This window comes from Desulforamulus aquiferis (genome assembly GCF_030577015.1).
Classification (GTDB): domain Bacteria; phylum Bacillota; class Desulfotomaculia; order Desulfotomaculales; family Desulfotomaculaceae; genus Desulfotomaculum; species Desulfotomaculum aquiferis.
This window is the reverse complement of record NZ_JARPTC010000031.1, coordinates 1-24,775: the sequence shown is the minus strand read 5'-3', so window position 1 is coordinate 24,775 and position 24,775 is coordinate 1. Positions and strand designations below refer to the sequence as shown.

Sequence of the window (24,775 nt, the reverse complement as noted above, 5' to 3'; positions counted from 1 at the left end):
AAAAAAAACAATCATAGCTGCGGTTGTGGCAGCCATAGCAAAAATAATGGCCCTAAACCCATACATTAATAATAAAAGGCGGAGACAGTAATGTTTAAGACAATTTTATTTGACCTGGACGGCACACTGCTGCCAATGGATATAAAAGTCTTCTTGACTAACTATTTTGCTAAATTAACCTGCCACTTTACGGACATAGACGATCCCAGTGTAATCCAAAGGAAAGTTTTAGCTTCAACGGAGGTAATGGTTAGGGATAACCGCCCTGATAAAACAAACCAGGATGTTTTTATGGAGGATTTCTTTGTTAGGCTGAAACAACCGGCCGAAAGGGTACTGCCCTTATTTGAGAATTTTTATAACCAGGAATTTGCTGAGTTGATTTGCTGCACCTCCCCTACCCCCCTGGCCAAAGAGATCTGCCAGGAGCTTGCAGAAAAAGGATACCGCCTGGTTCTAGCAACTAACCCCATTTTCCCAGATGTGGCCACCTCCCATCGGATGCGCTGGGCGGGCATAGACAATATTCCCTGGGAAATGGTGACAACCTATGAGCATTGCCATTACTGCAAACCAAATCCCAACTACTATAAAGAGATCCTGGAAAGGATTGGAGCAAAACCAGCTGAGACTTTAATGGTGGGCAATGACACCCTGGAAGACTTGGTAGCTAAAAAGCTAGGTATTAAAACCTACCTGGTTACCAATAATCTAATTGATCATGGAAAGTCCTCCTATGACGCCGACTTCGAGGGTCGGCTGGAGGACTTCCTGAACTATGCCAAAACACTACCAAAAATCAAAGACTAACCACTTCTAGTGACTCGTAAAAATGCTTTATAAACCATATTAAGCTTAGCCTCAATTTGAGGGCTAAGCTTTTCATTTTATAGTCAATTCCCCTGCTATCCCAGCTTTTTCCCAGTTATTAATAATAAATGTAAGTTATCTGCAATTACCTTTATTCAATTAGGCTTATATCTGATATATGGCAGTATTTCTTAGCATTTGGGATTTGTTGCAAGACAACTTTTGCTGATATAATAAGTTGTCGCAAGAGGCAACTTATTAATAATTTCTTGGGTTGTTAGAAAAGGCTTGTGGTTACATAACGACCTAAAAGAAGGTGATAGTAAAGTTTATAACATCAAAAAAAATTAGGAGGAATCTTTCGTGCGAAATAAATTATTTGTGTTGTTTTTTTCCTTTATCTTTCTTGCAGCTGCACTAACTGGTTGTGGTTCAAATCAAGCTCCTGAAGATAATGATGATCCGGCCCAGGAGCCTAAGGGTAAGTTCAGCTATGCCATGAGTGGATTATATAAACCCTTTAATTATAAAGATGGCGGTGTGCTAACAGGCTTTGATGTAGAAATTGGTGAGGAAATAGCTAAACGCATGGGCATGGAGGCCGATCCGGTCACCAATCCCTGGGAGACAATAATTCAAGGTCTTAAGGCCGGCAAGTACGATGCTATCATCGGCAGCATGGCCTATACTGAGGAACGCAGCGAGCAGGTTGATTTTTCACGTCCCTATTATCGTTCGGGAGCCCAGATTTTTGTTAGCCCAGATAACGATACAATTAAAGATCCAGAGGATCTAACGGGGAAAGTTATCGGTGTGGTTAAATCCAGTACCTTTAGGGATGTGGCCTTAAAGTATACCGAAAATGATAAAGTTATTGGTTATGATAGTGACGTAATTGCTTTACAGGATTTACCGACGGGTAGAGTTGACGCAGTTATTACGGATCAAATGGTTGGTTTAGTGGCCATGAAAAACGGTTTAAAAATCGTTGATGTAGGTTCTCCCCTTTGGGTGGATGAAATGGCGATACCAGTCCAAAAGGGCAATAGCCAACTGCTAGAGCAAATAAATGCTGCCCTTGAAGATATGATTATGGATGGTACCTACGAGAGCATCAGCCAAAAATGGTTTGATCGCAATATTTTGGGTGAATAAAGCACTGGGTTTGGGTGCATTTGCATAATGCACCCAAACTTCGTCTGAGGTGATAAATATGCCAGATATCTACAATATTTTTCTTAAAAACTATACAGCCTTTGGAGAAGCAACAATTGTCACCCTAAAATTAACCTCTGTGTCCCTGCTGCTGGCCATGGTAATAGGTCTAATTATTGCTTTCTTTAAGATTTCCGGCAACCGCCTGTTATATGGTATCGCCCAACTATATATAACTGTTGTTCGAGGCACTCCCCTGATTGTTCAACTAATGTTTCTATACTTTGGTATCCAGGAATTAATTGTTCTTCCCCGCTTTTGGGCAGGTGCCTTGGCCCTAGCCATTCATGCCGGCGCCTATATCGCTGAAATTTTTAGAGGAGCAATTCAGTCAATCAACCAAGGACAAATGGAAGCTGCCCGCTCCTTAGGCATGAGTTATCCTCTAGCCATGAGACGAGTAATCCTACCTCAAGCCTTTAAAAGGGCCATCCCCGCCCTAGGCAACCAATTCATAATCGGACTAAAGGACTCCTCCCTTGTTGCCTACCTGGGAGTGGCTGAGATATATGGTATCGCCCTTACCACCCAGGCAGAGAACTTCCAGCCCTTTGAGACATTCTTCGTTGCCGGGCTCTATTACCTGGTATTGGTAATTATCTTTAGCTATCTGGTTGATAAATTGGAATTAAGATTGAAGGTTGATGAGAACGGGGGAAGTGGAAAATGATAGAAATACAAGGTTTAAACAAATCCTTTGGCTCACTTCATGTGTTACATGATATTGATCTTAATGTTAATGACCGGGAGGTTGTTGTCCTTATTGGGGCCAGTGGCTCCGGTAAGAGCACCCTCTTAAGGTGTATTAACTTTTTAGAGTTTAAAGATAGCGGCAGTATCAAGCTAATGGGGCAGGATATTGATCCCAAGTTTTGCGATATAAATGAAATCAGACAAAAGGTAGGCATGGTGTTTCAGCACTTTAACCTTTTTCCCCACAGAACAGTATTGGAAAACATTATCGAGGCACCGATTTATGTAAAGAAAACCCCTCCAAATGAGGCTACCGAAACAGCTCTAAATTTACTGGAAAAGGTGGGCTTATCAGACAAGGCTGATTACTATCCTTCCCAATTGTCAGGTGGCCAAAAACAGCGTGTCGCCATCGCCAGGGCATTAGCTATGAATCCTGATATTATGTTATTCGATGAACCCACCTCCGCCCTAGATCCTGAACTAGTTAATGAAGTATTGCTGGTAATGAAGGATTTGGCCCGGGATGGCATGACCATGGTGGTGGTTACCCACGAAATGGGTTTTGCCCGGGAAGTGGCTGACAGGGTAATTTACATGGATGAAGGGCGTATTGTGGAAGAAGGAGCACCGGAGCTAATTTTTGAAAATCCTATCCAAAGCAGGACCATGGATTTTCTTGGAAAGGTTTTGTAATAAAAACTTATGATAAAGGAGGGCTTTTAGATTGAACATTACTAGTTTTCTTGACAACCATGGGCACAGCATAAGTAAAGAGCAGTGGAATGATTGGCGTTGGCAAATCAGTAATCGTATTACTTCGGTGGAACAACTCTCTCAATTTATCGACTTAAGTAGTCGAGAAAAAGAAGGTATTAATGCATGTCTAAAAAAGTTTAGGCTGGCCATAACACCCTACTATGCTGCATTAATGCATCAAAGTGATCGCCAATGCCCCATTAGACGGCAGGCCGTTCCCAATGCCAAAGAGTTGGTTTGCTCCAGGGGTGATATGCGGGATCCCTTGCATGAGGAGGTGGATTCACCTGTCCCGGGATTAACACACCGTTATCCAGACAGAGTGCTGCTGTTGGTAACAGATTGTTGTTCAATGTACTGCCGTCACTGTACCAGACGTCGGCTGGCCGGGCAAAACGACAGATCCCTCCCCAAATCTCAGCTAGATCGTGCCATATCATATATCAGAAGCAACCCTGTGGTCAGGGATGTGGTTATCTCCGGTGGAGATCCCTTAACCCTGGCGGATGAGCAATTGGATTATATTTTGCGTAAGCTTCGTTCCATACCCCATATAGAAATAATTCGCATTGGTACACGTACTCCTGTGGTTCTACCCCAGAGAATCACTCCAGAACTTTGTGAAATGCTGGAAAAGCATCATCCCGTGTGGATTAATACTCATTTTAATCATCCCCGTGAAATTACCAAAGAGGCAGCTGCTGCCTGCGCTAGGTTAGCCAAGGCTGGTATCCCTATTAATAACCAGTCGGTATTGCTAAAGGGAGTTAATGATCGGCCCGATATCATGAAAAAACTTGTTCAAAGGCTTTTATCCATCCGTGTAAGACCCTATTATCTGTATCAATGTGATCTTTCCGAAGGAATAGGTCATTTCCGCACTCCAGTAAGTGCAGGTATAGAAATCATCGAAAGCCTAAGGGGCCATACCAGCGGTCTGGCAGTTCCTACCTTTGTTATTGATGCACCCGGCGGTGGGGGCAAAATTCCTGTTGGGCCCAATTATCTTCTATCCCAGGGTAAAGGTAAAACCGTTGTACGTAATTTTGAAGGAAATGTTTATCTTTACACAGAACCAGGCTTTGATGACGAACAATATGAAAGTGATAATCTAGGAGTTGCAGGGCTGATGCAAAATGGTACCCTACCCAAAGATAATGGCAAAATGATCTCGGAAGGATCCAATTAGTAATGCCTATAATTATTAGGGATGAGAAGGATTATTCTGTTCAGGTGCAGTTAGACGAGCAAAATAAGAGGATTTGGGTAAACCGCTATAAAACCTCAAACCCCTCAGCCCTGGAAGATTTTTTAATTGCCCTGGCCAGTGAATATAACCTGCAAAAAATAATCTTACCCGTTAAAACAAGGGATTTACCTAGATTTCCTCAGGACACCTTTTGTTTAGAGGGTACTATAGATGGATATTTTGGCGGTTCCAGCGGGCATTTTCTTTCGACCTTCCTGGATGCCGAAAGGGAAAAATCCCTGACTAAAGCCAGGGATCAGAAAAATTTAAAAGAAATTTTAGACTATCCACAAACCTATAATTATAAATTGCCGGGGCATTTAACAATGCGCCGGGCAGTAAAACGGGATACCCCGGCCCTGGCTGATTTGTTTAGTAACGTATTTAAAAGTTATCCAACCCCAGTATACGATCCCCTTTATTTAGCTCGTTCCATGTCCAAGGGCGACCTGTTCTTGGTTGTTTATAATGGTAATCGCTTAGCCGCTGCGGCAGCAGCAGAGATTGATTGGGATTACAAGAGAGCTGAACTAACAAATTGTGCAACCCATCCCGATTTTAGGGGACTTGGTTTAAATACACTGCTGTTAAAAGAACTGGAAAAAAGATGCCTGTCCAAAAAAATCACCTGCATCTATAGCCTTGCCAGGTCAACCTCTTATGGTATGAATCTGGTACTTCACCGTCTAGGCTATACCTTCAGGGGTACTCTGGTAAATAATTGCCATATTGGTGGCAGCTATGAGGACATGAATATTTGGGTCAGGCTTAATGGTAGAGATTTATCCTGTGAAAAGCTGCAAACCATTAGCAGATAATTAATTTTTGGAAAAGGCTTTTAATTAGTGTAAACAAGGTCATCTAAGTTAAAAATATATGGAATACATCTGATCAGCTAGCATCTATTATTAAATCAAGCCAAGGGAAATAGCCCTTGGCTTGATTTAATATGGTTTAAATAATATTTTCAATTTATTCACGACAAACTGCTGATTTGTGCTATAATCTACCTTAAAATTTAAATATTGGGAGGAAATTGATGCTCTGGTCTGGATTGTCACCCGAAGAGGCCAGAAGTTTTCTGGTCAACAAGGACAAATCAAAAAAGGATAAGCGCATGGGCTTATCTGAAGCAATAAACGCCTTTGTGCAGGACGGCCATACCCTTGGATTGGCCGGTTTTGTCAACAGCAGGCAGCCTGTGGCCGCTGTCCATGAAATTATTCGGCAAGGCAGAAAGAATCTGACCCTGGCCTTTCACTCAGCGGGACTGTCTGCAGAGTATCTGGCTGGTGCAATGGCCCTGGACGAAAACCGTTTTTCCATAAAAAGATTTGAATTTGCTTACTGGGGCATTGAGTTATTCGGCATATCCTCTATGCTGCGCTATCTATCGGAGAATGGCAAGGTGGAATTGGAAGATTGGAGTAACTTTAATATGTCGGCCAGATTTAAAGCCGGGGCCATGGGACTGCCCTTTATTCCCTGCCGAAGTCCCATGGGTAGCGATGTTCTCCGGGCCAACCGGAGCAAAATAATTGACTGCCCCTTTACAGGCAGCCCGGTGGCAGTGGTTCCGGCCTGTCATCCCAATGTGGCCTTGATTCACGTCCAGGAGGCTGATATTTACGGTAATTGTCGTATTGAAGGTCCTCTATTTACCTGTCCTGAGATTGCCCTGGCCTCAGCTCACACCATTGTTACCTGTGAGCGTCTAGTGGAACATGATGAAATGACCAGGGAACCAAATCTCATTAATATACCCTTCTTCGCCGTTGACGCAGTTGTGGAGCTTCCCTTTGGTGCTTACCCTGGCCACTGCCATGGACATTATTATTTTGATGAAGTGCATATTCGAGAGTTCCGCTGTGCCGAGGAATCCTTCCGCAAGGGAGAAAGAAAGGCCCTGGTAGATTATTATAGCCGTTATATTTTAGAGCCCCATGACACCGATGGATTTATCGGCCAGGTTCCTTACAGTCAGCTAAGATATATCAGGCAGATCGAGAAGAGGGACTTCTCCTTACTAAACGGAAAATAATTTTGTTTCCCTTGTTAGAGCGGAGGTTGAAAAAATTGTCTAATGAATTTGCAGTTCAGTTCACCCCCCAAGAGATGATTGTGGTAGCAGGTGCCCGGACATTAGAGAATAATAAAGTGGTTTTTGCCGGCACAGGCCTGCCCATGGTGGCCATTACCTTGGCCCAGCTAACCCATGCTCCCGGTATTATTCCTGTATTTGAGGCAGGTGCAGTGGGGTCATTGCTAACCAGGGGACTGCCCCTTTCCGTGGGCTGCTCCCGCACAACCAGTAAAGCAATGTACCTGCAAGGCTTAAATAGCGCCTTTGAACTTGCCCAGCGTGGCTATTGTGACTATGGTTTTATCGGTGGTGCCGAGATAGATATGTACGGCAACCTTAATTCTACCATGATTGGCGCCTTCCCCGAGGGCTACCAAAAACCTGCCCTGCGCCTTCCAGGCAGCGGTGGGGCCAGTGACATGGCCTCATCCTGTGAGCGAACCATAATTATCATGGTACATGAGAAAAGGCGGTTTACGGAAAAGCTTAATTACCTTACCAGTCCGGGCTATTTGGATGGCAGCTCAGGTGCCCGCCAAAGGGCAGGTCTGGTTGGTCAGGGGCCTTACCGAGTCATAACCACCAGGGCCGTTCTGGGCTTTGATGAGGAAACCAGGCGCATGAAGCTCCTGGCTACCTTGCCCGGTGAAACCGTATCCAGTGTTCAAGAAAATACTGGTTTCGAACTGCTGGTTGATCCCAATGTACGGGAGTTTGAACCTCCTACCCAGGAGGAAATCAGATTGATCCGGGAAGAAATCGATCCCCATGGCTACTTCATTAAGAGAAAAGCTTAAGAATTGTGTTATTGAAACCTACCTTATGGGTAGGTTGTTTTATTTATTTAGAATTAATTATATTGTATTGTTTAATTGTAATTAAATAAATTAGATTATATAATCATGTCAAGGAGGTGAGGTCGATTAACGCCGAGCAACATAAATTTATTGAAGAATTTGGCCTTTTGTTGGAAAAGGCCGGGGGTACAAAAACCCTCGGTCGGATTTGGGGTTACCTGCTTATTGCAGATAAGCCTAAAACCCTGGACGAAATTGCCGAGGATCTACTTTTTAGTAAAGCCACCGCTTCTTTGACAATCCGCCAGGGCCTTCTCGTTCGTCTTTTTGAAAAGGTTAGTATTCCGGGAGAGCGTAAAACCTACTACCGGGCAAATATGCAGACCTGGGTTAATCTCCTTTCGGAGAAAATACATACTATGCGGGAGTGGAAAAAGCTGATTGATTACGGTCTTACCTTTACACCGCCTGATAATCAAGAAGCCACCAATAACCTAAAGGGCATGAATGATTATTTTGAGTTTCTAGATTGGTATTTCTCCGACATCAAGGAATATTATGAACGCTGGACAAATGGCGATATTGACAAGGATTCTTAAAATCTGTAAAGGATGTATGCCATGACTGAAAAAGTTTTAATGAGCCTGGATAGGGTCACCAAAACCTATATCATGGGTGAGGTAAAGGTTGAGGCATTAAAGGAAACCTCTCTTAAAATCACTGAAGGAGAACTGTTAGTTATTTTGGGTCCCAGCGGCTCAGGGAAAAGTACTCTTCTTAATATATTAGGAGGTATGGATCTGGCCTCCAGTGGTCAAGTTTCATTTAACGGCTCCAACTTGAGTCAGGCAGGGGATTCTGGATTAACCCAATACAGACGGAAGGATGTAGGTTTTGTCTTTCAATTTTATAACCTAATCCCAGACTTGACAGCCAGAGAAAATGTGGAGCTGGCAGCCAATCTGGTTGAAAATCCTTTGCCTGTGGAGGAGGTAATGAGGGAGGTCGGTTTAGAAGATCGGATGGACCACTTCCCTTCCCAAATGAGCGGTGGTGAACAGCAACGGGTGGCAATTGCCAGGGCTGCGGTAAAAAACCCCAGGTTGCTGCTGTGTGACGAACCAACGGGAGCCTTAGACTACCGAACGGGTAAGTTAATCTTAGAGCTGTTAGCCAGGATTAATAGGGAGCGGGGCAGCACCATTATAATCATTACCCATAATACTCCCATTGGCGCCATGGCCCGCAGAGTTATCAAGATGGGCAGCGGTAGCATTGTTGAGATCACTGAAAACCAATCCCCTGTGTCCCCCGAAAGGATTGAATGGTGATGAATGTTCTACTTAAAAAACTCTGGCGCATTATCCTTAATGGTAAGGGACAGTTTCTTGCGGTGGTGGCTGTAGTTACTGTAGGTATATCAGTTTATATTTCCATGGGAACCTCCTATTATAATTTGAACAAGTCCCAGGAGGTTTTTTATCGGGAAAATAACTTTGCAGAGCATTATTTTCAGGTGGTTAGGGCTCCCCAGCAGATAATCAAGCAAATTGAGGCTGTACCAGGGGTAAGTCAAGCCACCGGGCGAATTCAAAAGGATGTGCCTGTAATCAAGGAAGGAAACCTAAGGGCATCCGCCCGGGTAATCACCTATTCACTTCCTATAGATAACGAGGTTAACCAATTCCAACTACAAGCCGGCAGACTCTTTGAAAAATACTCCCCCGGGGGGGCAATCGAAATTTTAGTCGATCCCCTTTATTTCTCAGCCAGTCAGTTAGATTTTAACGGCACGGTAACTATTGTGGCAGAGGGTAAACAGGTCCCCCTAACTGTGGTGGGAACAGGTTCCAGCCCGGAATTCACCTATGTTATGAAGGATACCTCCTCCATTGCCGCTGAGCCCGGCTCCTTCGGCATAATCATGATGCCCCAGGGCCAAGCCCAGCAAATTTTGGGTTATTCGGGTCAAATAAATCAAGTGGTTATAAAGTTTGTTCCCGGCTTTGATGAGAAAAAGGTTGTTAATCAAGTTAAACAGATTTTAGAACCCTATGGCAATTTAGTTGATTATCCCCGTAAGCAGCAGCTAAGTCATGCTGTTTTACAGGGTGAGTTGGACAGTCTGAAAGCCTCCTCAATCTTTCTTCCAGCAATCTTTTTAATTATTGCTGCAGCCATACAATTTGTTATGATTGGCCGAATGGTAAAGGCTCAACGTCTTCAGATCGGCATAATGAAGGCCATGGGCTACAGCAGTTGGCAGATAATGACCCATTACACGGGCTATGCCTTGACAGTGGCGGTGGTGGGTGCTTGTCTGGGAACACTCTTGGGCTTAGTCTTTGCGACCCTCTTCTCACAATTATACGCCCAGTATTTTAACCTGCCCGCCACCATTGGCGGTGTCAATTTAAAAGCCATTTTCAACGGTTTTCTATTAAGTATCTCCGTGGGCTGTGTTGCAGGTATAACATCATCCAGGGGTGTAATAGGCATTAATCCTGCAGAGGCCATGAGGTCTGAGCCACCTAAAAAGGCCGGCAAGATTCTTCTGGAACATTGGCAATGGTTGTGGAAAATGTTAAGCCCTGCTTGGAAGATGAGCATCAGAACTGTTTCCCGCAACAAGGGAAGATTTGGAGTAACCCTGGTTGGGGTAATATTTGCCGTAGGTATGCTGGTTGTGGCCTTATTTATCAAAGACTCTGTTGATTATATGATCAACCGCACCTACTTCCAAGAACAGAAATATGACTATTTGGTCCGATTTAACAGTCCCGCCAAGGAGAGTGAACTGCTAAATATTTCCCGTCTCGAAGGAGTGCTAAAAACCGAGCCCATCTTTGAAATACCTGTCAAAATACACCGGGGGGACAATTCTGAGGATGACCTTTTGCTGGGCTTACCCACAAATCTGACCCTGAAGGAATTACCCGGAGAAACTAATAAACCCCTGGGGCTTCCTGATGAAGGTATTTTAATCAGTCAAAAAACAGCTAACAGACTTGACGCTGGGGTTGGTGATCAGGTTACTATAGAAACCCTATTAGGACTTGGTCCTTCCAGGTTTGCCACCGTTAAAATAGTGGCTATCAACCAGCAGCTAGTAGGCAACAGCACCTATATTTCATTGGAGCAGGCTAACAGAATAATGGGCGAAAGGCAGCTGGCTACCGGGGCAATGCTTAAAATCGACCCTTATCATGCCGACAGCATTGAAGAGGCCTTAAATGATATAACAGGTCTTTCTTCTATCCTTAGTCGGCAGAGCGAACTTGACAGCTTTAACAAAAATCTAGATGCTATGATCTACTCCATCTCAATTATGGTTTTCTTTGCGATAATCCTGGGCTTTGCCATTGTCTACAATTCATCTATAATTAGTTTCTCTGAACGCAAGAGGGAATTGGCTTCCCTTAGGGTTCTTGGTTTTACCAACCGGGAGGTATCTGGTCTGCTGTTCAAAGAAAACCTGCTGCAGTCATTATTAGGGGTTATCCTGGGACTGCCCTTTGGTTTATTGTTGGCCAAAGGATATATCCAGGCTGTAAGCACAGACCTATTTACCTTTCCGGTGGTAATTTACCCGTCTACCTACCTGTTATCCGCCCTTGGTGGATTGTTCTTTATCCTTGTGGCCCACAGGATGGCCAGCAGGGGTGTATCCAAGCTGGAACTGGTGGAAGTATTGAAGAACAGGGATTGATTGGGGGAATATTTAAATGAAATCAAAGAAAAAAATCTTCTTGGCAGCGGGAATAACCTTAATAGTCTTAGTTCTTGCCCTAATAATTTTTACTGGCGGTACTGAGGCAGAAACAATTCCATTACAGCAGGGAAACCTCACCCGCACCGTTGAGGACACAGGCTATGTCCAGCCTGCCACAAATTATGATCTGCATGCCACCCAGGTTGCCAGGGTAAGACTGGTCCATAGGGCTGCAGGTGACATAGTTAAACAGGGACAGCCCATTGTGACATTGGAAAATCTCGATCTAGCTTTGCAAGCCAGCGAACTTCGAGTCCAACTTACCCAGGCTTCCGCAGCGGTTTCCGCTACCCGGTCAGCCCTGGAACGTAGTGAGCTGGAGCTTAATGACGCCAGGGTAAATCTGGTCCGTGTGGAAACATTATTTGAATCTGGCGCTGTGACTGAAGTGGAGTTTGAGAAAGCCCGACTACAGATGGAGACCGGCCTCCGCAGTGTAGAAGAACAGCAATCCCAATTACAAAGTTCTGTATCCCGGGAAGCCGGGTTACAGCAATCACTGGAACAGATAAGTTTAAAGGAAGAGCAGCTCATTCTAAAGAGTCCTGTGGACGGGATTATTTTAGATCTGCCCGCTAAGCAGGAGCAGGTGATAAACCCCGGTACATTACTGGCAACCGTTGCTGTCTCGGAGAAATTAGAGGTTAAAGCGGATCTCTTAAGTGATGATTTGGGAGAGGTATCCCTGGGACAAAGGGTTCAAATTACCGCCCCGGTACTGGGGGATAAGACCCTGGAGGGGGAAGTAACAAAAATTTACCCCCGGGCCGAGGAAAAGTTATCTGCCCTGGGTGTCATCCAACGAAGAGTGCCGGTAATAATCAGCCTAAAGGATTCCGCCAATTTACAACCTGGTTATGAAGTTCGGGTAGCCATAGAAACAGCCACCCGGGAGAATATACTTTTGGCCCCATTGGAAGCAGTTCGAACCAACCCGGACGGCCAAAGACAAGTACTTTTGGTAACTGATGGCCAGGTCCACCACCGCTTTGTCGAAGCCGGACTAAGCGACGGTCAATCAATTGAAATACTTAGCGGCCTAACCCCCGGAGATACCCTAATAAGAAATGCCAGCCTCGATCTCAAAGACAAAACAAAAATAAAAAGCAACTAAAATAAGTGAAGAACCCTGACTCCAAAGGTCAGGGTTCAGTTTCTGTATAGGATATTTTGTCACATAGTTTATTATGTTTAGAAATGTGCTTTCTATTAGGCACATATTCCTAAACTGGAATACCTTGTCCTTTGAGATAAGCTCTAATCTTTTCCAGCGTAACCTGATCTTCACCCTGGTTTGACAGGATGATCTCTCTGATATTAACCAGCATAGCCGTTAGGGTGGCTTTGTCCTTTTCATATAGTTCTATAATCATTTCCACATCCGCACTGGTTTTGGGTCTGCCTAACATCTAACCACTCCCTTAACATATACCCATTAATTCGTGTAAAAAGAATCAGGAGAATCGCCTTGATCCCTTTGCTCCTCACGCCTTCTAAAGAAATGGGTTGCTCCTTTTTTCTTGGCCGATGGTGGAGCTGGGGCCATGGCCTGGGTAGACGGCGGTTTCATCGGGAAGAGTCATTAGTTTTTTCTTAATGGAGGAAATCAAGGTTGCCTGACTGCCCCCAGGAAAGTCACTACGTCCTATTGATTGGGCGAATAGGGTGTCGCCGGTAAACACCTGGCCTCCTAATTTAAGGCAAATCCCGCCGGGTGTGTGTCCGGGGGTATGGATTACATCTAGTATTAGGTTGCCGATTTGTATTTGGTCTCCGTCTTCCAATAACCTGTCGGCCGGTTTAAAGGCTAGCTGCTCTCCAAGCCATGAGGAGAGATTTAGGGCTGGATTGGTTAACATTGTCCCGTCTTGACTATGGATCATTACCGGGGCGTTGGTAGCCTTTTTTAGCTGGCCCACGGCCCCGATATGATCAGCATGGCCGTGGGTTAAAATAATGGCGGTATTTTTAAGTCCCTGTTGGGACAGCCTTTCTAAAATCCTCTCCACCTCATCCCCCGGGTCAATGACCGCTGACTCACCGGTCTCACTACAGCCGATTATATAACAATTGGCCTCCAGGTTGCCAACTGGCAATTCTTCAATAATCAACGTGCACCGTTCCTTCCATTGCATTTTTTATAAGCAGATTTATTAAATTAAAAAACTTTTCGGCTATCCAACATTAGGGTAACCGGTCCGTCATTTATTATTTCTACCACCATATGTTCCTGAAATCTACCGGTGGCTGTGGGCAGACCTTGACAAACTAATCTCTGCACGAACAACTCATATAGTTGCCTGGCTTCCCCAGGCAGGGCTGCATCGGAATAGCCCGGCCTCCTGCCCTTGCGGCAGTCTCCATATAAGGTAAACTGGGAGATGGCCAGGACACTTCCCCCCATGTCTTTAACAGAAAGATTCATTTTACCCTCAGGGTCATCAAAAACCCTTAGCTGACCAATCTTATCCGCCAGATAACGGGCATCGTCAGCAGTATCGCCCTTGCCCACCCCCAGCAATACCACTAGACCCCGGTCAATCCTTCCTACCACTTCATTATCAATTGTTACCGAACCCTTTAAAACCCTTTGAACTACTGCCCTCATTTTTCTGAACCCCCAGGGAAGGACATGATTTTATCCGGTAGAAACTCTACGAACTCCGTAAACATCCTTAACCCGCTTTATTTTATTGATAAGATACTCTAATTGCTCGGTATTTCTGACCTGCAGGGCCAACTCTATCAGGGCCATTTGATCCTTCCTGGACCGTGCATTGACCCAACTGGCATTTATCTTCAAATCCAATAAAACATTAAGTACTTCATTTAAAAATCCCGCCCGATCCATACCTGTAACCTCAAGCTTAACCTGGAAGGGGGATTGGAAATCCTTATCCCAGGCCACTTCCACCACCCGTTCCGGTTCTTCACCCTGGATTGGTTTTATGTTAACACAATCGTCCCGGTGGATTGATACACCCCGTCCCCTGGTAATATAGCCCACAATTGGGTCACCAGGAACGGGATTACAGCAGTGGGCCAGGCGAATTAATAAATTATCAATGCCCTTTACACGAATACCCTGGGTGGGTTTCCCCCACTCAGCAGCCTTACTCTCGGCCTTTTTCATCATTTCCTCGGCCAGGGGCCGTCGTTCTTTTTCCGTACGGTATTCGTCTCTGATCTTTGTAACCACCTGGCTGGGAATTAACTGCCCGTCGCCAATGGCGGCATACAAATCATCCACTGTGGATTGGGTTACCCTCCGGGCGTAGTCTTGAATCCTCTCGCCCCGGATTATCTCTAACTCCAGGTTCTGCTTTCTGGCCTCCCTCTCCAGGGCATCCCTCCCCCGGGCAATGTTTTCTTCCCGTCTTTCCTTCCTAAACCAATGTCGGATACGGTTCTTTGCCTGGGAGGTTTTAACAATGCTCAGCCAATCCCTGCTGGGGCCGTTACTGGCTTTAGAGGTAATAATTTCTATAATGTTGCCGTTTTTCAGCTTATAATCCAGGGGCACGATACGCCCATTGATCTTAGCCCCCACGGTCCTATGACCAACATCCGTATGGATGCGATAAGCAAAATCAAGGGGAGTGGCACCGGCAGGCAGCTCTATTACATCCCCCTTCGGGGTAAAAACAAATACCGATTGGGAGAACAGGTCTATCTTTAAATTCTCCATAAATTCCTTGGCATCCCGGGCATCATGCTGAACATCCAACATCTGCCGGAGCCAGGCCAGCTTTTTATCAAAATCCTTTTCCCCCTGGGAGCCCTCTTTATAGCGCCAGTGGGCAGCAATACCGTATTCGGCAATTCTATGCATATCCCAGGTCCTGATTTGGATCTCCACCGGCTCCCCGTGGGGACCTATTACTGTGGTATGCAGGGATTGATACATATTGGATTTGGGCATGGCAATATAATCTTTAAAACGACCGGGTATAGGTTTCCACAGGGTGTGAGCAATACCCAAGGCTCCATAGCAGTCCTTAACGGAACCAACCAATACCCTGACAGCCTGAACATCAAAGATGTCCTTGAGTTCCTTTTGCTGCTCTATCATTTTCTGATAGATTGAGTACAGATTCTTTGGCCGGCCCTGAATCTCTGCTTTAATATTTACCACGGTGAGCTTTTCGGCCAACTCCTTAATGACCTCTTGGATATATTCTTCACGCTTGCCCCTGGATTTAGCAATTTGTACCTTCATTCTCTGATATTGTTCTGGCTCCCTGTACCTGAAGGAAAGATCCTCTAACTCCCACTTTATCTTATAGATACCTAGCCGGTGGGCTAAGGGAGCAAAAAATACCAGGGTTTCTTCGGCAACTTCCTTTTGTTTTCTTTCCGATTGAAATTGCAGTGTCCTCAGATTATGCAGGCGGTCTGCTAATTTAATAAGGATTACCCTTATATCCTTGGCCATGGCCAAAAACATCTTACGTAGGTTTTCAGCCTGCCTTTCCTCTTTAGTTTGAAACTGGAGCTTCCCCAATTTGGTGACTCCATCAACCATATTGGCAACCTCTGGCCCAAAGGAGCTTTCAATATCTGCCAGGGTTATTCCCGTATCCTCAACCACATCATGAAGGAGTCCCGCCGCCACCGTCTGCAGGTCTAACTGCAATTCCGCCAAAATAATTGAAATGGCTAGTGGATGGACAATATAATCCTCCCCTGATATTCGTTTCTGGCCCTTATGAGCATTCTCCGCAAAATTATAGGCCTTACGAAGGAAAGCAATGTCCGCTGAGGGATTATAAAGTAGTACCTTTTGTTCTAGTTCAAACAGTGAAGACATGCTCTCCCCTCCCCTTTTATATCAAAAAATATGCTATGCTTCACATTTTATTAAAGTAACCACCTGGTGGTTACCAAGTTTTTCAATTCCCTTTAATCCTTCCAGTTCTAAGAGAAAGGCAATTCCCGCCACTTGCCCGCCACATTGTTGTATTAATTTAGCAGCGGCAGCCATGGTACCACCTGTTGCCAGTATGTCATCCACCAGCAATACCCTTTGACCTGGCCTAATGGCCCCTTCATGAACTTCCAAGGCGTCGGTGCCATATTCCAATTGATATTGACAAGCAATGGTTTTGCCAGGAAGTTTGCCGGGCTTTCTCATGAGCACCAAACCTTTACCCAGCACATAGGCCAGGGGTGCCCCAAGTACAAAGCCCCGGGCCTCGGGACAGGCAATTATGTCCGGCTTCATTTCCCGACACAGATCTGCCAGTGCATTAACAACCTGTCCAAATGCCGGTCCGTCTTGAAGCAAGGTAGTAATATCCCTGAAGTTGATACCTGGTCGCGGGAAATCCTTGATCAACCTGATTTTGCTGGCAAAATCCATTCTAAATTGTCCTCCTTTGTGGGCATTAGCTAAATAAATTTTTAAGTTCCTCTACCTTTGCTGTTAATAGCCTTCGTTGAAATTTTTGGCACTTATCACTAGTCTGTATGGCCCACCTATATGTCGGGGAATTTTGCAAATCAGACCTGACATTGTGGTTTATTTTAAAGGAATAGTTATTTCCTGCCTTAACATAATTTATTAAACCCATTTCACGGAATACATAAAAGGAAATATCTACTGTGTGGCTGGCAGCCTTAGAGTAATAGGTTCTAAGGAACAGGCATACTTCCTCAAGGCTGACTTGATTTTGACCAAGTTTATCATACCTGTACTTAAGTGTTTTATATAATTCACCCAGAACCTCCCTCTGGGGCGCAATGGTTTTAATATGTTCCGCGGCTTCTCGGATTTGGCTTTCCCCAGCCAGTAAAATCACTTTGGATGTTGCAGCAACTAGCTTGCATTCACTTTCCAGATAGGGCAAGTGAAAATATACTGTCTGTTCAAATTTATAATTTTTCAATTCCTCTGGCAAAAAACCAGTGGAGATCAATATATCAAGCTTTCCTTCTTGCTGCCTCTCCATTAATCTGTCAATATGGGACTCTTCCATCTGAGGGTGAAACACAGCTAGACGGTCTAATACCTCTCCAAGCTTAGAGCTTATATAATGTGCCAATTGCAATACCTGTGATGTACTCTCTGCCACGATCAAGGTGGAGCAATTGTTCTTAAGCAGCTTTAAAAGTTGAGCCATTCGCTCGGGGCAGTTTCTAAAGTCCTCTATATGTATAGTCCCACGGGGCTTTTCAATTAATGAGCCCGTGTCTTCTCTTCTGCGGCATAGTTCAATTATACCCGCGGGTGCAAGGCTGTCAAAAAACTTTTCCCTGGGTAATTTAAACAGGCTATTTAGGGATGAATCTGCCTCTGCATCTTCAAACTGTCCGGGATATGTTTCCTTAATAACCGAAGTTGTTCCACCGGATTCCTTCAATTCTTTTACTTCCAATTGAACAGATGTCCGCCCGTTCCATACGTTTATGGACGGTACGAAGGCCATATCCACCGTGTCACTGGCAGCCAGCATTTCACTATAGGAGGCTAAATTAAAACCGATACCATCAAGGACAACCTGTTCCCTGCTGACCCTCATCTTTAGATGTCCGCCGTTTTTACCAACCTCACGGCAATTCAGCACGGTGGTATCGCAGCACCCTAAAACTGGCCCTGGGTTGCAATGGCCAAAGGGTGAAAGCTGCTCTAGCTCCATGACCGTATCCATGGATAGTTCACTTAAATCCACCATTGCATCTAAATCCAGGTTAGGTATCAGGTGCTCCTCAGTTAATTTATCCTCAGCATAGAGAACCATTGCCTGCCTAAATTGATCAATCTTATTTTCATCCAGGCTAAAACCCGCGGCCATGGCATGGCCGCCAAATTGCTCCAGGTGTTCTTGACAATTGATCATAGCCTGATACAGGTTAAAACCTGGTATACTTCTGGCTGATCCCTTTCCCTTTCCCTCTTCGATGCTAATCATAAAAACCGGGCGGTAAAAGCGATCTACCAGTCTGGAGGCCACAATGCCAATTACCCCCGGATGCCAGTTGGATGAAGCCAATACAATGGCCTTGCCCTGGATCATGTTGGGGTTATTCTCTAACAGGGCAAGGGCTTCCGCCAGCACTTTGGCCTCCACTTGCTGGCGCTCTTGGTTTCCCTTATTTAGCCTCTCCGCCATTTCCTCTGCCGCTTGGGGTTCAGTGGCCAATAGAAGTTCTACCCCTAGGGTTGCGTCCCCCATCCTCCCCGCAGCATTTAACCTGGGAGCCAAACCAAAGCCCAATTCCCTGGTACCAAAACTATCTTTTCTCAATCCGCTGATTTTAATTAGTGCCTGCAAACCAGGCCGCGAGGTAGTATTAATTTTCGATAAGCCATGTTTTACAATAATTCGGTTTTCCCCCTGGAGGGGAACAATGTCAGCCACGGTTCCCAGGCAAACTAAGTCCAGGTATGCTTCCCACTCCCTGGGACCCAATCCGGCCTGTTGAAATAGGGCTTGTATGAGTTTCATGGCCACTCCAACCCCTGCCAGTTCCTTGAAGGGATAAGGGCAATCATGTCTTTTAGGATCTAGTACTGCCACAGCCCCCGGCAATATTTCCGGTGGTTCATGGTGATCCGTTATCACAATATCTAGGCCCATTAAGCTTGCAGCAGCAACCTCTTCTACCCCGCTAATGCCACAGTCTACAGTGACCACCAGGGATACTCCCTGTTCATAGGCCTTTCCTAAAGCCTCCTGATTAAGACCGTATCCTTCTTCTAGTCTGTGTGGAATATAGCATGTGGCGTTGCAGCCAAGCTTTCGTAAAGCCAATAGCAATATTGTTGTTCCAGTAATACCGTCCACATCATAGTCACCGTAGACAAGAACTACCTCGTTATTTTGGCGGGCTAACAATATTCGCTCCACGGCTTTGTCCATATCTTTCATCAGCCAGGGACTAAAAAGCCTGTCCAATTCCCCGCCTAAAAAAGCCCTTGCCTGTTCAACGGTATATATTCCCCGGTTAATTAGTAGCTGAGCAAGTATATTTGAAATTCCTAATTCTGCTGACATTATCTTTTGCAACAGGGCATTGGGTGATTTTACCCGCCACCTTTTTTGTCTTCCCATGTTTGTCCCCCGGTAATTTCAGTAAATTATAGTATAAATTATAAAGCAGCAGCCCTGCCAGGTAAAGAAAAAGGAACTTCCAGGGCATTGAAATAAAAATTTTAACACTAACGAATAAACTATCCTTTAATTGTCAATACTTTGTTTAGATAATATTAACTAACTTCTTAGTAAAGGGGTTGAATTTGATGACAGAACTCACAATGTCACAATATTTCAAAGAAGTGGGGAACAGATTACCCATTGAGGCAGAGAGAGTGCTAAGGGCACTTATTGATGAAGGGAAAATGAATAAGGAAGAATTATCCCTGACCGCCAAAGTAAAAAGGGCAGTATTGGACCATGTGGTCATGCAGCTATTCGCTCTAGGCCTGGTTGATGTAACTTCTGAAGGGAAAAGTAAGATTTGTTCGTTAACCAAGCTGGGTGAAGATTACCTGCAACTTATGAGGCCTGCTATTTAATTAGCAGGCTTTTGCCTGTTGCAAACTACCTTCGGGTTTTAATAATTTTTGTGTAATTAATAAACAACCCCGCCATCTATAGGCGGGGTTTCATAATCATTAAAGAATTTTATTTAAGAAGGCTCTGGTTCGCTCGTTTTGCGGGTTGCCAAAGATTTGCTCAGGGGTGCCCTCTTCTATTACTCTTCCTTCATCCATGAACAGGACACGGTCGCCAACCTCCCGGGCAAAACCCATTTCGTGTGTTACCACCACCATGGTCATGCCATCCCGGGCTAAGTCCTTCATTACCGAAAGTACTTCCCCCACCATCTCAGGATCTAAGGCGGAGGTTGGCTCATCAAATAGCATCACCTTTGGCTTCATGGCAAGTGCCCTGGCAATGGCCACCCTCTGCTGCTGTCCACCGGAAAGCTGATCCGGATAAGCATTTTCCTTATCCTGCAAACCCACCTTGGCCAGTAAATCCCTGGCAACCTTCTGGGCTTCCTGTTCAGAAAGTTTCCTGACCTTCATGGGAGCCATGGTTATATTTTCTATGGCTGTTTTATGGGGAAACAAATTGAACCTCTGAAATACCATACCAACGTTCTGACGAATTTTATTTATATCGGCATTTTTAGCCGTTACATTCATCCCATCAATAGTAATTTCACCGTCCGATGGTTCCTCCAGTAGATTGAGGCAGCGGAGAAATGTACTTTTACCGGAACCGGAAGGGCCAATTACAACCACCACTTCTTGTTCTTTAACCTGGAGGTCAATACCCTGAAGGACCTTAAGCTGGTCAAAGCTCTTGTGTATATTCTTAGCTACGATCACCGGCCTTCAGCCTCCTTTCCATACGGTTAACAAAGAACTCGGAAATCATCACTGTCATAATAATATATATAATAGCCACCAGTAGCCAAATTTCAAGGGCCCGGTAGGTATTCGCAATGATTAGCTGACCTGATCGAGCCATGTCAGCAAGTCCAATTACCGAAACCAAGGAGGTATCCTTTAACATAATGATAAACTCATTACCTAGGGGTGGAATTACCCTTTTAAAGGCCTGGGGTAGAATAACATGTCTCATGGCCTGGGCATGGGTCATCCCCAGGGAGCGGGCTGCCTCCATTTGTCCCCGTTCAATGGACTGAATACCGGCCCTGAAGATTTCAGCTATATAAGCACCACAGTTCAAGCTCAAAACAAAGGCTGCTGCCATAAATCGATCCACCGGATGCCCCAACAATTGGGGTAAACCAAAATAAAATAGGAATAATTGTACTAAAAGGGGCGAGCCCCTAAAAAACTCAATATAAATGATTGCGGGATACCTTAACAGTTTATAATTGCTTAATTTAGCCAAGGCTACAAAGAGTCCGATGATACTACCAAACAAAACTGCTATAACAGTTAATTGAACAGTAATCTTTAATCCAACTAGCAAAACAGGAATAGCAGCCTGCCATATCTGCAATATCTTAAATATTTCCATACCCTCACCTGCCCGGAAGATTGTTTCTTACTAGTTAAAACAAAAAGTTTGTGGCACAAAATATGCGTAACATGCACTGTTACGCATACCTATTGTACCTCATTTTGTTGGGTCAGTCGACACTTATTTAGGTTCTTCACCAAACCACTTCTTGTAAATTTCAGCGTACTTGCCGTTTTCCTTCAGGGTTTTGAGGGCTCCATTCAGTTTTTCCAGTACTTCAGGCTTGTCCTTAGGAACAGCAATACCATACTCTTCAGCGGATAAAATATCCCCTACCAATTTAACATCTTCGTTACCCTGCTGGACGAAGTATGCACTAACTGGATAGTCATTGATAACTGCATCCACAGCACCATTCTTCAACTCTAACAGAGCCTGGTCAGTATTGGTGAAGTAGGTGATTTTTGCTTCGGGAACCTTTTCAGCTTCCATGGCACCGGTGGTTCCACTCTGAACGGCAATTTTCTTACCTTTCAGTTCGTCGAAGCCTTTAATGTCTTCATTTTTAGCTTGTACTGCAACAATCAGGCCAGACTTGTAATAAGTATCGCTAAAGTTAACTACTTCTTTACGCTTGTCAGTGATGGTCATAGCGGAAATAGCCGCATCGATCTGGCTGGTCTGCAGGGCAGGAATTAAACCGTCAAAGGACATGCTCTGGAAAACCAGCTCATAGCCTGCTTCCTCACAAAGGGCTTCGATTAAATCAACGTCAAAACCGATATACTTGCCAGTGGCTGCATCAGCAAACTCAAAGGGAGCAAAGGTGGTATCAGAACCAACAATCAACTTAGATGCACCTGGATCAGCTGCTTGTTCTTGAGCAGGCTCCTTTGCGGGTTCACTGCCACCGCAACCTACCAATGCTACGGCCAAGGCAAAAACAAGCATTGCCAACAAGCCAAGTTTCAGGGCCTTTTTCACAAAATCTCCTCCTTTTACTTTTGAAACACATCTGAACAAAACTATTGCTGCGTATATTTAATTACACAGCCTAATAAATTTTAGTTCTCCCTTGCCTGCCAAAATCCTGCTTAAAAGTCATCAAATATTTAGAAATTTGATCAGCAATTTAACCCTCTCCTAATAATATTGTGGGGATTTTAACACATATTAGTTTAACTAACATAATGAGCTCCGGAATATTTATGCATATCCCTTAAAATTGGATATTTATAAAGTTTTAGACAACTTAAATTGACATGTTTCTAGTTGGGTGAGAAAATAGATTTTATTAGTGAATTGACCAAAGGTAGGAGTTTACATGTCGAAGCTTAAGCAAATAAAGGCTGATTTGGCCCTGCTGGCCGTAGCCTTCGTTTGGGGCATAACCTTTGTTGTGGTTCAGGATGCCTTATCCGGCATTGGCCCCTATTACTTCATAGGTATAAGATTTGCCATTGCCTTTCTCTTCCTGGGGTTGATCTATTGGAGAAGATTACTAAACCTCAGCCCTGGCGCCATTAAGGCCGGCATAATCATAGGCATCTTTCTTTTTGCCGGTTATGCCTTTCAAACTGTAGGTCTAAAATATACCACAGCTTCAAATGCCGGCTTTATCACCGGCTTAGCTGTTATCCTGGTACCCCTTTTTTCTGCCATTGTGTCCAGAAAAATTCCCGGTCCGGCAGTTGCTGCCGGTGTAATCAGCGCCACCCTCGGCCTGGCCTTGCTTTCCCTGGGCGATAATCTTTCTTTAAATTTTGGGGATATCCTGGTGTTTTTTTGCGCTATCTCCTTTGCCGGTCATATTATTTTGGTTGGCAAATATGCACCAAGCTATGACCCGGCAGCACTGGCTATTTTACAAATTGGTGTGGTGGCAATTATAAGCCTAGCCTGCGGTGCCGCCCTGGAAACTATGCCTGAGCAATTCACCCGGCCTGTCTGGATTGGCATTTTTAGTACGGCCATCCCTGCCACGGCCTTGGCCTTTCTAATTCAAAATTCCGTACAAAGATATACCACGCCAACCCACACAGCCATTATTTTTATCATGGAGCCTGTATTTGCCGCCGGAGCCGGTTGGTTACTAGCGGGAGAAATCCTCACCGCCCGCCAGTGGCTGGGCTGCCTTTTAATTCTTTTAGGTATGTTAATTTCAGAACTAAAGGGCTTACTAAATATTAAGGCTTTCAAAAAAACCGAAACAGGATAGTCGGCTCCATTACATTTTGGCACGGTGTTTCATGGCTGAACAGTTTATAAAACTGATAAAAGAGATATTTGTACCAAAAAGGTACAAATATCTCCCCCCTTGAACGGCATACAACTTGCATAATAATACTTCAAACTTGTTACAGATGGTGCAAACATGGTTAACAGGAAAGGAGTATTATTATGAGCAAGCTGTACTTTGGCGGTCCCCTGGATACCATAAAACAAATAATTCAAGTCGGTTTTTTCACCGGCCAAATTCTGAGAACTACCCTTTTGGATGCGATGATAGATGCTCGAAATTCCGTCGGCCTAAACCGCCGCTTTCGCCCCGTGGTTTTGGTAATTCATGACACTAACCCGAACAACACAAAAGAAACCGACCAAGGCCTGGAGGTTGTAAAGGAATTTTCACCGGATGTCTCAGAAATTTTCCTGGTAAAAATCGACTTCAACTCCCCCCAGCTGGTCAGAGTAGCCGGAACAATCCCCCCTCTATCCCTAATGGATATAGGAACCTACAGCAAAATCTACTCCAGTAAAAAACTAGCCCAAAAGGCCTAGGTTAGGTAACCTGAAATGACCCATAAGCTAGGCAGATGGCTTTTCCAAACTTTAGACCATTATATTCTCGCCATATTTATGGCAAAAAACAGACCGCCTCACGGTCTGTTTTCAGATTGTCGAGAAACTCCCTATATTCGGGTTTTAATAATCCCTCACGACTCCTATCTCCGCAGTGGACAGCGCTAATCGCTTGCTTCGGGCGAAAATGGGCCGCCTTCGAGTAAACATCGTGTTTACCTCAGGCTTTCGCGGACGTCCATGTCCGCTCACCCATTTTCGCATCCTCAGCTTCGCGAAGCGCTGTTTCCACTGCTCCGAATGTCGCTGCTCGGGATTATTAAAACCCAGTTTTATCTTTTTCAGCGGTCTGAAAACAGACCGCCTCACGGTCTGTTTTCCTTATTTCCGTCACTTATGGGACACCTTCCCTCCGGACACCCCTTACCATTCATCCCGCAGGATGAACCATGGCAGATAGCTTCCCCTGGCTCCTCCACCGCCTCACAGGGCTCGCAATGAATTAGCATATGCACCCTGGGTAATTTACCCTCAATCTCTGCCTCAATCTTGTCACATAAACTATGGGCCTCCCCCACAGGCAAATGCCTTGCCACTACCAGGTGGAGATCCACATGGCGGTATTGACCTGACTTGCGGGTTCTAAGTCCA

General features: G+C 44.8%; 25 protein-coding genes. 15 read left to right on the top strand and 10 right to left on the bottom strand.

Translation table 11 applies throughout. From position 1 onward, the window contains the following. Positions 1-90: 90 nt before the first annotated feature. The 12 genes from P6N53_RS17520 to P6N53_RS17465 all read left to right on the top strand — a co-directional run bounded on the left by P6N53_RS17520 (position 91) and on the right by P6N53_RS17465 (position 12,492). Positions 91-810, top strand: a complete 720-nt coding sequence (locus tag P6N53_RS17520; protein WP_304545495.1) for an HAD family hydrolase — start codon at positions 91-93, stop codon at positions 808-810. A 363-nt stretch (positions 811-1,173) separates the two neighbouring features. Further along, positions 1,174-1,965: an ABC transporter substrate-binding protein gene (locus tag P6N53_RS17515; protein WP_304545493.1), complete on the top strand. Its 792-nt coding sequence runs from the start codon at positions 1,174-1,176 to the stop codon at positions 1,963-1,965. Positions 1,966-2,023: 58 nt separating this feature from the next. Next, positions 2,024-2,695, top strand: a complete 672-nt coding sequence (locus P6N53_RS17510) for an amino acid ABC transporter permease (protein ID WP_304545491.1) — start codon at positions 2,024-2,026, stop codon at positions 2,693-2,695. Continuing rightward, entirely contained in the window at positions 2,692-3,414 is a 723-nt protein-coding gene (locus P6N53_RS17505; RefSeq protein ID WP_304545489.1) for an amino acid ABC transporter ATP-binding protein, read from the top strand. Before P6N53_RS17510 ends, P6N53_RS17505 begins: the two co-directional genes overlap by 4 nt. Positions 3,415-3,451: 37 nt before the next feature. Further along, positions 3,452-4,666 carry a lysine 2,3-aminomutase gene (gene kamA, locus P6N53_RS17500; RefSeq protein WP_304545497.1) on the top strand — a complete coding sequence of 405 codons (1,215 nt, stop codon included), beginning with the start codon at positions 3,452-3,454 and terminating at the stop codon, positions 4,664-4,666. A 2-nt stretch (positions 4,667-4,668) separates the two neighbouring features. After that, positions 4,669-5,544 carry a putative beta-lysine N-acetyltransferase gene (gene ablB, locus P6N53_RS17495; protein ID WP_304545487.1) on the top strand — a complete coding sequence of 292 codons (876 nt, stop codon included), beginning with the start codon at positions 4,669-4,671 and terminating at the stop codon, positions 5,542-5,544. Between the two features lie 221 nt (positions 5,545-5,765). After that, positions 5,766-6,767, top strand: a complete 1,002-nt coding sequence (locus tag P6N53_RS17490) for a CoA transferase subunit A (protein ID WP_304545486.1) — start codon at positions 5,766-5,768, stop codon at positions 6,765-6,767. Between the two features lie 35 nt (positions 6,768-6,802). Continuing rightward, positions 6,803-7,606 (top strand): CoA-transferase subunit beta, encoded by an 804-nt coding sequence (locus P6N53_RS17485; protein WP_304545485.1) that lies wholly within the window; start codon positions 6,803-6,805, stop codon positions 7,604-7,606. Between the two features lie 116 nt (positions 7,607-7,722). Then, positions 7,723-8,205, top strand: a complete 483-nt coding sequence (locus P6N53_RS17480; RefSeq protein ID WP_304545483.1) for a GbsR/MarR family transcriptional regulator — start codon at positions 7,723-7,725, stop codon at positions 8,203-8,205. 21 nt (positions 8,206-8,226) lie between these two features. Further along, the gene (locus P6N53_RS17475; protein WP_304545481.1) at positions 8,227-8,937 is read left to right on the top strand and encodes an ABC transporter ATP-binding protein; all 711 of its coding nucleotides are present in this window, start codon (positions 8,227-8,229) and stop codon (positions 8,935-8,937) included. Then, entirely contained in the window at positions 8,937-11,315 is a 2,379-nt protein-coding gene (locus P6N53_RS17470; protein WP_304545479.1) for an ABC transporter permease, read from the top strand. The genes P6N53_RS17475 and P6N53_RS17470 overlap by 1 nt, the downstream gene beginning before the upstream one ends. Before the next feature lie 16 nt (positions 11,316-11,331). After that, positions 11,332-12,492: an efflux RND transporter periplasmic adaptor subunit gene (locus P6N53_RS17465; RefSeq protein ID WP_304545477.1), complete on the top strand. Its 1,161-nt coding sequence runs from the start codon at positions 11,332-11,334 to the stop codon at positions 12,490-12,492. A 109-nt stretch (positions 12,493-12,601) separates the two neighbouring features. Here P6N53_RS17465 and P6N53_RS17460 read toward each other — a convergent pair whose 3' ends face one another. From P6N53_RS17460 to recJ, 6 genes are all read right to left on the bottom strand, one after another. Continuing rightward, a complete protein-coding gene (locus P6N53_RS17460; RefSeq protein ID WP_304545476.1) occupies positions 12,602-12,787 on the bottom strand; it encodes a peptidase in 186 nt (61 codons plus the stop codon). Positions 12,788-12,871: 84 nt separating this feature from the next. Then, positions 12,872-13,489 carry an MBL fold metallo-hydrolase gene (locus P6N53_RS17455; protein ID WP_304545474.1) on the bottom strand — a complete coding sequence of 206 codons (618 nt, stop codon included), beginning with the start codon at positions 13,487-13,489 and terminating at the stop codon, positions 12,872-12,874. Positions 13,490-13,536: 47 nt separating this feature from the next. After that, complete coding sequence (gene dtd, locus P6N53_RS17450; protein ID WP_304545472.1) at positions 13,537-13,986, bottom strand: D-aminoacyl-tRNA deacylase; 450 nt, start codon at positions 13,984-13,986, stop codon at positions 13,537-13,539. A gap of 30 nt (positions 13,987-14,016) precedes the next feature. Next, positions 14,017-16,188, bottom strand: coding sequence for a RelA/SpoT family protein (locus tag P6N53_RS17445; protein ID WP_304545471.1), 2,172 nt, complete (start codon positions 16,186-16,188; stop codon positions 14,017-14,019). A 33-nt stretch (positions 16,189-16,221) separates the two neighbouring features. Beyond that, a complete protein-coding gene (locus P6N53_RS17440) occupies positions 16,222-16,740 on the bottom strand; it encodes an adenine phosphoribosyltransferase (RefSeq protein WP_304545469.1) in 519 nt (172 codons plus the stop codon). 25 nt (positions 16,741-16,765) lie between these two features. After that, a complete protein-coding gene (recJ, locus tag P6N53_RS17435; RefSeq protein ID WP_304545467.1) occupies positions 16,766-19,432 on the bottom strand; it encodes a single-stranded-DNA-specific exonuclease RecJ in 2,667 nt (888 codons plus the stop codon). A 188-nt stretch (positions 19,433-19,620) separates the two neighbouring features. On the opposite strand from recJ, the gene P6N53_RS17430 reads away from it, so the two are divergent. After that, complete coding sequence (locus P6N53_RS17430) at positions 19,621-19,896, top strand: transcriptional regulator (RefSeq protein ID WP_304545465.1); 276 nt, start codon at positions 19,621-19,623, stop codon at positions 19,894-19,896. Positions 19,897-19,995: 99 nt separating this feature from the next. On the opposite strand, the gene P6N53_RS17425 is transcribed toward P6N53_RS17430, so the two are convergent. The 3 genes from P6N53_RS17425 to P6N53_RS17415 all read right to left on the bottom strand — a co-directional run bounded on the left by P6N53_RS17425 (position 19,996) and on the right by P6N53_RS17415 (position 22,306). Then, positions 19,996-20,718, bottom strand: a complete 723-nt coding sequence (locus P6N53_RS17425; RefSeq protein WP_304545463.1) for an amino acid ABC transporter ATP-binding protein — start codon at positions 20,716-20,718, stop codon at positions 19,996-19,998. Then, positions 20,705-21,379: an amino acid ABC transporter permease gene (locus P6N53_RS17420; protein WP_304545461.1), complete on the bottom strand. Its 675-nt coding sequence runs from the start codon at positions 21,377-21,379 to the stop codon at positions 20,705-20,707. The genes P6N53_RS17425 and P6N53_RS17420 overlap by 14 nt, the downstream gene beginning before the upstream one ends. Positions 21,380-21,502: 123 nt before the next feature. Next, on the bottom strand, positions 21,503-22,306 hold the full coding sequence (locus tag P6N53_RS17415; RefSeq protein ID WP_304545460.1) for a basic amino acid ABC transporter substrate-binding protein: 804 nt from the start codon (positions 22,304-22,306) through the stop codon (positions 21,503-21,505). Positions 22,307-22,646: 340 nt separating this feature from the next. On the opposite strand from P6N53_RS17415, the gene P6N53_RS17410 reads away from it, so the two are divergent. Together P6N53_RS17410 and P6N53_RS17405 are read left to right on the top strand one after the other, a co-directional pair. Beyond that, positions 22,647-23,540, top strand: coding sequence for a DMT family transporter (locus tag P6N53_RS17410; protein WP_304545459.1), 894 nt, complete (start codon positions 22,647-22,649; stop codon positions 23,538-23,540). A 182-nt stretch (positions 23,541-23,722) separates the two neighbouring features. Then, positions 23,723-24,103 carry a hypothetical protein gene (locus P6N53_RS17405; RefSeq protein WP_304545457.1) on the top strand — a complete coding sequence of 127 codons (381 nt, stop codon included), beginning with the start codon at positions 23,723-23,725 and terminating at the stop codon, positions 24,101-24,103. Positions 24,104-24,489: 386 nt separating this feature from the next. On the opposite strand, the gene P6N53_RS17400 is transcribed toward P6N53_RS17405, so the two are convergent. Beyond that, the coding region (locus P6N53_RS17400) for a cation transporter dimerization domain-containing protein (RefSeq protein WP_304545455.1) at positions 24,490-24,775 on the bottom strand (286 nt) is incomplete at its 5' end.

What these genes read in the sequence shown, in the direction of transcription:
- P6N53_RS17445 (WP_304545471.1), bottom strand. Translation starts at nt 16,188, where the DNA reads ATGTCTTCACTGTTTGAACTAGAACAAAAGGTACTACTTTATAATCCC.
- P6N53_RS17465 (WP_304545477.1), top strand. Translation starts at nt 11,332, where the DNA reads ATGAAATCAAAGAAAAAAATCTTCTTGGCAGCGGGAATAACCTTAATA.
- ablB (WP_304545487.1), top strand. Translation starts at nt 4,669, where the DNA reads ATGCCTATAATTATTAGGGATGAGAAGGATTATTCTGTTCAGGTGCAG.
- P6N53_RS17410 (WP_304545459.1), top strand. Translation starts at nt 22,647, where the DNA reads ATGTCGAAGCTTAAGCAAATAAAGGCTGATTTGGCCCTGCTGGCCGTA.
- P6N53_RS17440 (WP_304545469.1), bottom strand. Translation starts at nt 16,740, where the DNA reads ATGGATTTTGCCAGCAAAATCAGGTTGATCAAGGATTTCCCGCGACCA.
- P6N53_RS17420 (WP_304545461.1), bottom strand. Translation starts at nt 21,379, where the DNA reads ATGGAAATATTTAAGATATTGCAGATATGGCAGGCTGCTATTCCTGTT.
- P6N53_RS17470 (WP_304545479.1), top strand. Translation starts at nt 8,937, where the DNA reads ATGAATGTTCTACTTAAAAAACTCTGGCGCATTATCCTTAATGGTAAG.
- P6N53_RS17405 (WP_304545457.1), top strand. Translation starts at nt 23,723, where the DNA reads ATGAGCAAGCTGTACTTTGGCGGTCCCCTGGATACCATAAAACAAATA.
- P6N53_RS17490 (WP_304545486.1), top strand. Translation starts at nt 5,766, where the DNA reads ATGCTCTGGTCTGGATTGTCACCCGAAGAGGCCAGAAGTTTTCTGGTC.
- dtd (WP_304545472.1), bottom strand. Translation starts at nt 13,986, where the DNA reads ATGAGGGCAGTAGTTCAAAGGGTTTTAAAGGGTTCGGTAACAATTGAT.
- P6N53_RS17475 (WP_304545481.1), top strand. Translation starts at nt 8,227, where the DNA reads ATGACTGAAAAAGTTTTAATGAGCCTGGATAGGGTCACCAAAACCTAT.
- P6N53_RS17460 (WP_304545476.1), bottom strand. Translation starts at nt 12,787, where the DNA reads ATGTTAGGCAGACCCAAAACCAGTGCGGATGTGGAAATGATTATAGAA.
- P6N53_RS17505 (WP_304545489.1), top strand. Translation starts at nt 2,692, where the DNA reads ATGATAGAAATACAAGGTTTAAACAAATCCTTTGGCTCACTTCATGTG.
- P6N53_RS17430 (WP_304545465.1), top strand. Translation starts at nt 19,621, where the DNA reads ATGACAGAACTCACAATGTCACAATATTTCAAAGAAGTGGGGAACAGA.
- recJ (WP_304545467.1), bottom strand. Translation starts at nt 19,432, where the DNA reads ATGGGAAGACAAAAAAGGTGGCGGGTAAAATCACCCAATGCCCTGTTG.
- P6N53_RS17520 (WP_304545495.1), top strand. Translation starts at nt 91, where the DNA reads ATGTTTAAGACAATTTTATTTGACCTGGACGGCACACTGCTGCCAATG.
- P6N53_RS17510 (WP_304545491.1), top strand. Translation starts at nt 2,024, where the DNA reads ATGCCAGATATCTACAATATTTTTCTTAAAAACTATACAGCCTTTGGA.